The organism is Dermabacter sp. HMSC08H10 (assembly GCF_001807585.1).
Lineage (GTDB): Bacteria > Actinomycetota > Actinomycetes > Actinomycetales > Dermabacteraceae > Dermabacter > Dermabacter hominis.
Genome location: NZ_KV789415.1, coordinates 179,840 through 189,501, shown reverse-complemented (window position 1 = coordinate 189,501; position 9,662 = coordinate 179,840). Strand labels below are relative to the sequence as shown.

Here is a 9,662-nt window from a genome sequence, read left to right as displayed (position 1 = left end):
CCACCGTGGATCCGACCGATGATCCGACTGTGGATCCGACGGACGAGCCCACTGTGGATCCGACGGATGAGCCCACCGTGGACCCGACGGACGATCCCACTGTGGATCCGACCGATCCGGTTGATCCGACGGTCCCCGGCAAGCCTGAGGATCCGGCTAACCCCGAAGATCCGACGGATCCGGGTAAGCCTGAGGACCCGTCGGATCCGGAGGAGCCTGGTCAGCCTGAGAATCCGTCTAACCCCGAAGATCCGACGGATCCGGGCAAGCCTGAAGCTCCGTCTAACCCGAGTAATCCTGGGGGCACCCCTGGCGACGAGGGTAGTTCGACCGGCAAGCCGAGCAGGCCGTCGAAGCCGGGCCTGCCTCTGCCTCGTACCGGTGCCGAGATTGCCGCGACTGCTGGCCTCGCCGCACTTCTCGTGCTCGGTGGCGTAGCTGCAATCGCATGGCGCCGGAGGTCAAACTCGCAGAAGTGAGGACAAAGCGATGAAGCCGTAAAGATTCATCTCTGACTCGCACACATGTGGCGGGGGAGCGGGAGAAATCCCGAACCCCCGCCACATTCGTATACCTACAGCCGGTGCCGACGGCGTTGCCGACCGAGTCGGCTGGGCAGAGCTGAGTGCGCCGGTTATTGGGAAATGAATCTGGCGATGGTCCAAGAGCGCCGCCGTGGACGGGGCACGCGAGGTCGACCGCAAAACTAAACCCAACATTTGCGGCGGAAAACGAGAGAATAGCGCCGCAAACGTTGGATATAGAAGTCTAGGCCGCGAGGGAGGCTTCGCGACGAAGCGCGGAGGACCCCAAGAGAGGAGTGGGCCCGAGAAGGGGGCCCCGAGAGGGGTAGGCGGGGCGCGCAGGACCGAGGGCCGAAACTACACCCAACATTTGCGGCGGAAAACGAGAGGATAGCGCCGCAAACGTAAGGGATAGATCTCTAGGCAGGGAGGAGGGGCCGAAGAAGGGGCCCCGAGGAGGGGCGGTTCGAGGAGGGCTGGCGGAGCGCCCTAAGCGCCCACCGCCTCGAGCTCCGTGCCCTCGGCTCCGCTGTCGAGCTCGCCGCGGCGCTTGTTGCGTAGTACGCCGTGGCGGGGGCTCAGCGCCCACGACAGCACGAAGATCGCCGTCGCGACGAGCACGATCGTGCCGCCCGTTGGGAGATCGAGCGCCCACGAGAAGTACACGCCGAGCAGGGCACTGCCCATGCCGATTCCCGCCGCGCATGCCATCATGGGGACGATCCGATCGGTGAGCATGCGCGCCGAAGCCGCAGGGGTCACGAGAAGGGCGAGCACGAGGATGTTGCCGATCGTGTGGATGCTCATGACGACCGCGAGGGTCACGAGAACCGAGAGGGCGATGTCGAGGAGCATCACGGGGAGACCGAGCGCCGCCGCATAGCCGCGGTCCATGCCCACCACGACGAGGTCGCGGTGCAGGATCACGAGCAGGGCAAGCACAATAGCGGTGAACACCGCCGAGGTCACGAGCGCCGAATCCTCAATGCCCGTGATCGCACCAAACAGGAAGCTCGAAAGCGAGCCACCATAGCCGGGAGCGCGGCTCATCACGACGATGCCGAGCGCAAAAGCCGCCACGAAGAACACGCCGATCACGGCGTCGCTGCGAAGCCGGTGATGGTTCCCGAACACCGCGATAAGAATCGCCGTAATGACACCTGCGACGATGCCTCCCACGAGGAACGAGCCCTGAAGCACGAACGCGACCGCGATACCGGGAAACACCGCGTGCGCGACCGCATCGCCGATGAAGGTCATGCCGCGCAGCACCACGTGCGTGCCGACGACGGCGCAGACGAGCGCCGCAAGCATCGACACGACGAGAGCTTTCGGAAGGAAGGTGAGCTGCGGGTTCGTGAGATCCGTGAGGAAGTCGAGGGGAGTCAGCATCAGTGATCTTTCGATTCGGCGTCAACCGCGGAGGCGACGTGTGTGAGAAGCGGTGAGTGCTCGGAAACACGGAAGGTCTCCCGCCACGGCTCGGGATCGCGAAGCTCGCTCGGCGGAGCATCCGCGACAACGCGGCGATTGAGCAGAACCACACGATCGGCGACGTGCAAGGCGTGGGTGAGGTCGTGGGTCGACATCACCACGGAGCAGCCCTCGCGCGCGAGCGACACGAAGAGGTCGCTCAGCAGTTCCTGCGAGGGCATGTCGAGGCCCGTGAAAGGCTCATCGAGCAAAAGCACGGAGGGCTCGAGCACGAGCGCACGCGCGATCATGACGCGCTGGCGCTGACCACCCGACATCTCGCCGATCGGCCGATCCTTCATCGCGTCCATGCGCACCTTCGCAAGGGCACGCGCCACTGCCTTGTAGTGCTCCTTACTCGGCGAACGCCACCGGCTCAACCTTCGGATCAGGCCGAGCATGACCACGTCGTGCGCTGTCGCGGGGAAGTCCCATTCCATCTCGCTGCGCTGCGGAACATACGCGCGTTCGCCGCGCGCCTCGACCGTGCCCGAAGCGAGCGGGAGAAGCCCGAGCAGACTCTTCACGAGAGTCGTTTTTCCAGCGCCGTTCGGGCCGAGAAGCACCGTGATGCTCCCCGCCTCAATATCGAGCGAGATGTCGTCGAGAACCGTGCGCCCACCAAGGTTCACGCGGAGGTCGCGGCACGCAAGAGGCGAATCAGTCCCGCGCTTTGCCCGCTTCCCTTTCGTGGGGGTCGAGGTGTGCGCAGTAAGCGCCGCGGTCACTTGGCGCCACCCTCATCTGCGCGGGTAGAGCCCGCACCCGCCGTTTCAGCCTCGGCCTCGGCACGGGCGCGGTCACTCTTCTTCTTACTCAGAGCGTACGCGCCACCGCCGGCTGCTGCAGCAACGACAGCGCCGCCGCCCACGATCCACGGAAGCGAGTTCGAACTCGTCTTCTCGCTCGCACCCGCATCATTGGCGCCCTTCGACGGCTCGGACGTGCCATCCTTGGGAGCGTCACTCGAGGCCGAGGAAGCGTCGGAACCGCCACCATCGCTCGCGCCCTCAGATGCCGAGCCCTTTCCCTCATCCCACGGGACCGAAGCCGTGAGAGCTTCATCGGGTGCGGTCGCGTCACCCACGGCGAAGCGCAGCGTGCCGCCCGCCGAATACTTCGTGCCGTCCTCGCCCTCCGCGATAGCCTCGACCGCGACGAGGTACACGCCCGGCTTCGTAAACACCCAGTTCGCGTGCGTGTGGGTGTTGATGTCCACGAACACGTCCGCCGGTGTCTGTTCGAGCGTGTCGCCATCGGCGAGCTGCTGCGGCGGCGCGAAGTTGCCCGGCTGAAGGAACAGGCTGAAATGCCCCGGACCGGAGACGTTGGTAAAGCGCAGCGTCACGCCGCGCGGGCACGCCTTCACAACCGCCGGGTCCTGCGTGTTCCAGCCGAGCCACACGACGCCCGAGACCTCGGTCTGCGGAACGACGTACACCTCGGAGCCCGGATCGGCCTTGATGAACGAGTACGCCTCGTCGTCGGGAACGGGGAGAATGCCCTGGTCATGAACCTGGAAAACCACGTCCTCAACCATGCGCCACTTAGGGCTTTCGCCCGTGTCATCGCGCGCCGCGAAGATCCATTCGCCGTCGATCAGGCGCGGGCCGAGATCGACGTGGTGAGCATCGATCACGACCTTCTCATCCTTCACGATCTGCTCGCTCTCGCTCACCTTCTGCTTGAGCGCCGGGTCGTCGGCACCGTCGGTTGCGCCGTCGGTCGGGTCGAGCGGCAGTGGCCGTGCGGGGGCCGCGAGGGCAGGTGCGCATACGAAGGCGCCGAGTGCGCCGGCGCCGATTGCGGCGAAGCTACGGCGCGAGAGGGGACGGGAAAAGTGGGAGGTCATGAGTTCATCTTTCGTATCTGGGTGGGTTTTCTATTCCGACGCTTGCCGGTCGCCATTGCCCAGGGGTTTTCCGCCGAGCCCGCGTGCGAGGGAATCGGCGTTGGCTCTCATCATCGCGGCGTAGGTGTTGACCTCGCGCGTGAAGGAATCACCCCAAATGGGTTGGACGGGAATGCTTTCCATGCGCGCCGCATCCACGAGGCTCGTGGACACGGGCCCTGCCGTCGCCTCAAGGAACACGGCCTTGGGGGCGAGGTCGCGAAGCGTCGCCGCGAGGCGGCGACGGTCGGCGATCGAGGGCTCTTGTCCCGGCGAAGGCGAGACGACCGCGGCGATGCGAAGTCCGTAGCGGTTCGCAAGGTAACCGTAGGCGTCGTGGGTCGTGACGAGCTCGCGGCCCGCCTCGGGGATCGAGTCGACCGAGCGCTGAACGTAGGAATCGACGTCGTCGAGTTCGCGCAGGTAGGTTGCGGCACGCGCACGGTAGCCGCCCGCGTGATCTGGGTCGAGGCCGCACAGGTGATCGCGAATGACCTCGACGTAGGCCTGGGCATTTGTGACGTCCTGCCACAAGTGCGGGTCGATCTCGCCGTGCACGTGCTTGCCGAGAACTGCTTGCGGAAGCTGGTACACATCCGTGCCGCCGCGCGCGATAAAGCGGAACGCGGGATCGGCTGGCACGGGAAGGAGTGCCTTTGGGGGCACGTGAATGACCATGTCCGAGAGGGCGATATCGCGGGTTCCGCCCTCTGCTTCGGGATCGTCGATGCGCATTGCGAGCGAGGCCGAAGGTACGTTGACCGTGATATCGGCGTGGCCTGACGAAATCACCTGGCGCTTCGCGAGAGACACTTCCGCACCCTTCTTCGCAGCTTCCTCGGGGGAGACGCCCACGCAGATCCACACGTCACCCTCCGCCGAGGACTCGGCGCCGAGGGAGCCGCCGCTCCACGTTGCCCTGAACCGCGCGCGATACACGCCCGCCTTTGTGAAGGCCCAGCTCATGTGCGTGTGGGCATCCATCGGGAGATCAATCGCATCGGTGCGAGCGGAGGTGCCGTCGGAAGAATCGAACACCCGCTGCGGCTCGCCAAACGTTCCCGTGACGTACCCGTGCAGGTCACCCGGACCTTCGCACGAGGCGAGTGCAAGGCGCACTTGCGTGAGGCGTCCGGCGCCGCGCTCACGGCCCGCGACGCGAAGACCGAGCCACACCGTGTCAAGAGAGCGGTTCTCGACGAGCGGGATGATTGTGGCGCCGCGCGTCGAGGCTTCCTCGGCGAGTGCGAGGTGCGTCGAGCCAGCGGGAAGGTTCGCGTCGATCGTGCGGATCAGCGCCTGTTCCTCGAGCATGAGGTAGTTCGACAGCGCGAGATCGGCGTAGGCGATGTCGCGGACGTTGCGGGGGAGAGGCTCGAACGAGTGCGGGTCGCCGCCCTCGGGGATGAGGGACGTGACGAGTGCATCGGGACCCGCGACGTTCTTTGCGAGATCGGCGAGAATGCCGGTCGTTGCCACGACGCGCGGGCGAGGGTCCTCGCTTGAGCGCGCGGTGCGGCCAGGCAGAATGATCGCGCCGAGAGAGCAGGCGGCGGCGCCCAGGAGCACGGAGCGCCGCCGCAGTTGAGGGGTGGAGGTCACTGGAAGCGGCGCCTCGCCACTGCCGTGCCAGCGCCCACGATGATGAGCGCTGCGGCGGTGCCGGCGAGGCCGGTCACCTCAGCGCCCGTGCGCGGAAGATCCGAAGCGGAACCCGCGGGAGCGTCGCCCGTCACGGACTTGGCGTAGTCGGCGGAGCCGCCCGCCTCCACGATCTGGTCGGCGCTGAGGTCACAGTCGGCGCCGTCCTCGGTCTTGCCCTTGAGGTCGACGATCTTGTAGCCCTTGCCGTCCTTGAAGATCTGGCCGATCTTCGCGCTCTTGCGGTCCTTTGCGGCGCTCACGCTCGAGCCCGAGCCGGCGGTCGAGGAGTACCACTTCTGGCCAACGATCTGGCCGAAGTTGCCCGAGGTGAACACGCCCACGTTGCCTGGGCCGCTCGCGGACACGAGGGTCTGAGTGATTTCGCCGGTCGTGTTCTGGATGATCGAGGGGTGCATCGAGTTCGCGCCGACCCACGGAACGCTCGGGGCCTGAGTCGAGCCGATCATCCACACGTCCGAGCCTGCGGGGGCGATGAACTCGATGCCCGCGGGTGCCTTTGCCTTTGCGGCGTTGCCGAGGCCGAACGAGATGGAGGAGGGGTCAACCCACTGCGCGGGTGACTTGCGGTCGTCCTTGATCGACGAGATGAGCTTGCCGTTCTCGAAGCGTGAACCGAAGTCGAAGTGGCCGCTCGTTGCGCCGGAGCTGCTACCCACGTTGAACGTGAGGGTCGAGGTGTCGGAGTAGCTCTTGCCGTCCTTGCCCTTGACGCTCTGGCGGATCGTCAGCTTGTAGGTGCCGGGCTTCGAGAAGACCCAGTTGGGGTGCACGTGCGTGTTCGCGGGAATCGTGTACGAGCCGCCAACCTTGGCTTTAGAGGTGCTCGTCGCGGCCTTGATTTCGTCCTGCGTGGCGTCGCGCACGACCTCGGTCGCCGTGCACACGGGCGCCTTCGGCTCTTCCTTGGCGGGGGCTTCCGGCATCGCCGGTGCTGCGGGAGCAGCGTGCTTTGCCGGTGTCTTGGCCTCCTTAGCCGGGGCCGCAGCCTTAGCCTTAGCCTTAGGCTTCGCCTTCGGCGCGGGTGCGGCGGGCTTTTCCGGCGCCTTGGCCTTCGGCGTGGAAGTGCGAGGCTTCGGCTTGTCCGCGGGTGCGGGATTTGCGGGCGCGGCAGGCTTGGTGGAGTCCTTCGGCGCAGGCGCTGCCGCGGTGGGTGCGGTGTCCGACGGCTTCTTCGGTGTCGTCGAGTCCTCCGGTTTAGGGGCAGGAGCCGGTGCTGGGGCAGGAGCCGGTGCCGGCTTTTCAGCCTTGGCGTCGGCCTTGCCCTTGAACTCATCGCCCACGGTGAAGGTGTAGGTCGCCTTGTTCGAGGAGACCTTCTTGCCGCCCTTGCGGCCCTCGGCGTGGAGGGTCAGCGTGTACACGCCGGGCTTCGTGAAGACCCAGTTGGCGTGAGTGTGCGCTGGCATTTCCTGGTTGCGCACGGCGCCAGCCTTGAGGTCCATGCTGCCGTTCTCGAGGAGAGGCGCGATCCCGCCGAATGAGTCCTGGCCGAACAGGTGAATCTGGCCCGGGCCTTCGACCTTGTCGAACTTGAGCTTGATCGACTTATCAAAACCCTTCCCCTGCGTGCTGAGCGTGTCCCAGCCCGGCCAAAGGAGCTTTTGGTCCTGGGACATAGGCAAAAAATACGCTTTGGGTGCGCCGGGAAAGGCCTTGGGGATGTCTTTGAGGGCCGCGGACTTCACGTGAAGCTCGACGTCTTCGGGCTTGTGAGTCACGTGTTGACCGGTGACGTCTTCCTTGAGGTTGAGCGTGAGGGCGTCGCCGTTGGCTTCAACGTTGAAGGCATCGACGTGGCCGGATTCGATCACGAGGCGCCCGGCGGCGTGCGCCGAGCCGAGTGGAATGAGGATAACGGCGAGCGAAGCGAACGCCGCGAGGAGCGCGCGCAACGCGGCGCGAGTGCGCGCCGGCGCCGTGGCTGTCTGGACCAAGGGAGCACCTTTCTATGTCGCCCGGCGAAAAAACGCGAGCAACGGTTGTTAATGAGAGTCGCTATCATTAACAACATAGGGAGCCTCCTCCCGTCAACCCAGGGACAGCACCTCGTTCGTTGTAGCGATACGCACCTGCGGCGCAAAAAGCCTCATGATTGAGAGCGCCCGCTCGTGATTTCCCTGGTCAGAGCCCGCACACGCATCGCCTACGAGGGTGATCCACGCACCCGAATCGGCCGCGGGCAAAACTGTCGAGATCACGCAGCAATCGGTCGACACTCCCGCCACGACGAGATGCGGACTCCCGCCCGTAATCGCCGTGAGTTGGGCGCCCCACTTGCCGAACGTTGGCTCATCAATCACGTGTGAAGCGCCGAGCGCGGCCGCCTCGGGGGTGAGGTCGTACAGCGGGTCGCTCGCTGGCACATCCGCAAACGGCCACGCCTCGAAATACTCGCCCCACGAGGTCGAGCGGTCCGCCGTCGGAATCCAGCGCGTGAGAATCACCCGCCCCTCGAACGCCTCCGCAAGGCGCGCGATATTCGCCCAGGCCGCCTCCCACATGGGGGAGGCCCAGTCCGACGATTGCTCGGCAAAAATCACCTGCGGATCAATGACGAGAAGCCACGCATCCGAGAAATCGTCGCCGGGAACGCCGCGAGAATGCGAAGCCGATGCGGCGCCGGAAGGCGTCGGCACCGCGCTCATGCCCGCTCCTGACGGCGGATCGTGCCACGGCGCAGCACGAACGTGAGAACGAAGCCGAGGACGAGTGCGAGAAGAACGCCGAGGTTCGCGTCCGCCCAATCGCCATCGCGCCCACCGAGCGGGCCAAGCAGATAGCCCTGCCAGTTGTTCCATGCCGCCGCTTCCGCGAAGCTGTTGACCACGAGCCCCCAGCCGAGCACGGAGCACACGATGAGTGTGAGGATCGAGATCCAATCGACCGAGCCGTAGCGGCCGTGTGCATCGAACAATGCCTGCTCGTCGTAATCCACGCGGCGCGTGAGGATATCGGCGATAAGAATGCCCGCCCATGCCGCGAGCGGAACACCGAGCGTGATGAGGAAGCTTTGGAACGGGCCGAGGAAGTCGTGCGCGAAGAACACGACGTAAATGGTGCCCGCCGTGAGGATTACGCCGTCGATCGCTGCCGCGGCGGGGCGCGGGATGTTGATGCCGAGGCTCAACAGCGTGAGGCCAGACGAGTAGATGCCGAGCACGGCCCCCGACACGAGCGCGAGGACAGCGGTGAGCCAGAACGGGATGAGCACCCAGATCGGGAGGATCGAGGCGAGCGTGCCGATCGGATCATTCACGATGCCATCGCTCAGTGAGGGATCCGAGGCCACGAGGAGCACGCCAAAGAACACGAGGAGCACCGGGGCGATCGCACCGCCGAGCGTGTTCCACCAAATGATCGAGGCATCGGAGGTCTCGCGCTTTTGGTACCGCGACCAGTCGGCGGCGATATTGATCCAGCCGAGGCCGAAGCCGGTCATGACCATCACGAGCGCGCCGATGACCTGCTGCGGCGTGCCGTTCGGGACGGCGAGGACCGCGTCCAAATCGATGTGAGAGAACGTGAGGAGCACGTACAGGATCGTGATGGCGCCCGTGATCCACGTCAGAACCGACTGCAACTTCATGATCGTGTGATAGCCGAGCACGCTCGCGACGACGATGAGCGCAGCAACCGCAACCGTCGCGGCAACGAGCACGGGCGTGCCACTGGGAAGGCCAAGGCGGGAGAACACGGTTGCCGTCGCAAGAACCGCCATGATCGACAGGAACGTCTCCCACCCGATCGAGGTGAGCCACGAGACGATTCCGGGAACCTTCTGGCCATGCACGCCAAACGCCGCACGAGAGAGCACCATCGTTGGGGCGCTTCCGCGCTTGCCGGCGATCGCAATCAGGCCACACAGGAAGAACGAGATCGGGATGCCGATGAGGGTCACGAGCGTGGCCTGCCAGAAGCTCACGCCGAAACCGAGGATGTAGCTGCCGTAGCCCATGCCAAACACCGAAATGTTCGCGGCGAACCACGGCCAGAAAAGGTCGCTCGGCTTCGCCGTGCGCTCGGATTCAGCAACGATCTCAATGCCTTGGCGTTCCATGAGCCCCGGGCTCGTGACAGGCGTGGGGGAAGAGGATGCGTGAGTGCTCATG

Annotated in this window: 8 protein-coding genes; 1 reads left to right on the top strand and 7 read right to left on the bottom strand. The window is 65.5% G+C overall.

The annotated features are described in order from the left end of the window. The coding region (locus HMPREF3176_RS10625) for an LPXTG cell wall anchor domain-containing protein (RefSeq protein WP_141742317.1) at positions 1 to 479 on the top strand (479 nt) is incomplete at its 5' end. A 534-nt stretch (positions 480 to 1,013) separates the two neighbouring features. Here HMPREF3176_RS10625 and HMPREF3176_RS01275 read toward each other — a convergent pair. The 7 genes from HMPREF3176_RS01275 to HMPREF3176_RS01245 all read right to left on the bottom strand — a co-directional run bounded on the left by HMPREF3176_RS01275 (position 1,014) and on the right by HMPREF3176_RS01245 (position 9,661). Then, on the bottom strand, positions 1,014 to 1,916 hold the full coding sequence (locus HMPREF3176_RS01275; RefSeq protein WP_070457563.1) for an anchored repeat-type ABC transporter permease subunit: 903 nt from the start codon (positions 1,914 to 1,916) through the stop codon (positions 1,014 to 1,016). Then, positions 1,916 to 2,725, bottom strand: a complete 810-nt coding sequence (locus tag HMPREF3176_RS01270) for an anchored repeat-type ABC transporter ATP-binding subunit (RefSeq protein WP_246826614.1) — start codon at positions 2,723 to 2,725, stop codon at positions 1,916 to 1,918. The genes HMPREF3176_RS01275 and HMPREF3176_RS01270 overlap by 1 nt, the downstream gene beginning before the upstream one ends. Then, the gene (locus HMPREF3176_RS01265; RefSeq protein WP_070457561.1) at positions 2,722 to 3,849 is read right to left on the bottom strand and encodes a choice-of-anchor M domain-containing protein; all 1,128 of its coding nucleotides are present in this window, start codon (positions 3,847 to 3,849) and stop codon (positions 2,722 to 2,724) included. The genes HMPREF3176_RS01270 and HMPREF3176_RS01265 overlap by 4 nt, the downstream gene beginning before the upstream one ends. Before the next feature lie 30 nt (positions 3,850 to 3,879). Continuing rightward, positions 3,880 to 5,490 (bottom strand): anchored repeat ABC transporter, substrate-binding protein, encoded by a 1,611-nt coding sequence (locus HMPREF3176_RS01260; RefSeq protein ID WP_210386438.1) that lies wholly within the window; start codon positions 5,488 to 5,490, stop codon positions 3,880 to 3,882. Then, entirely contained in the window at positions 5,487 to 7,487 is a 2,001-nt protein-coding gene (locus HMPREF3176_RS01255; protein WP_070457559.1) for a choice-of-anchor M domain-containing protein, read from the bottom strand. The genes HMPREF3176_RS01260 and HMPREF3176_RS01255 overlap by 4 nt, the downstream gene beginning before the upstream one ends. Positions 7,488 to 7,580: 93 nt before the next feature. Next, complete coding sequence (locus tag HMPREF3176_RS01250; RefSeq protein WP_083286160.1) at positions 7,581 to 8,198, bottom strand: cysteine hydrolase family protein; 618 nt, start codon at positions 8,196 to 8,198, stop codon at positions 7,581 to 7,583. Beyond that, positions 8,195 to 9,661, bottom strand: coding sequence for a purine-cytosine permease family protein (locus HMPREF3176_RS01245; RefSeq protein ID WP_070457557.1), 1,467 nt, complete (start codon positions 9,659 to 9,661; stop codon positions 8,195 to 8,197). Before HMPREF3176_RS01245 ends, HMPREF3176_RS01250 begins: the two co-directional genes overlap by 4 nt. Position 9,662 lies beyond the last annotated feature (1 nt).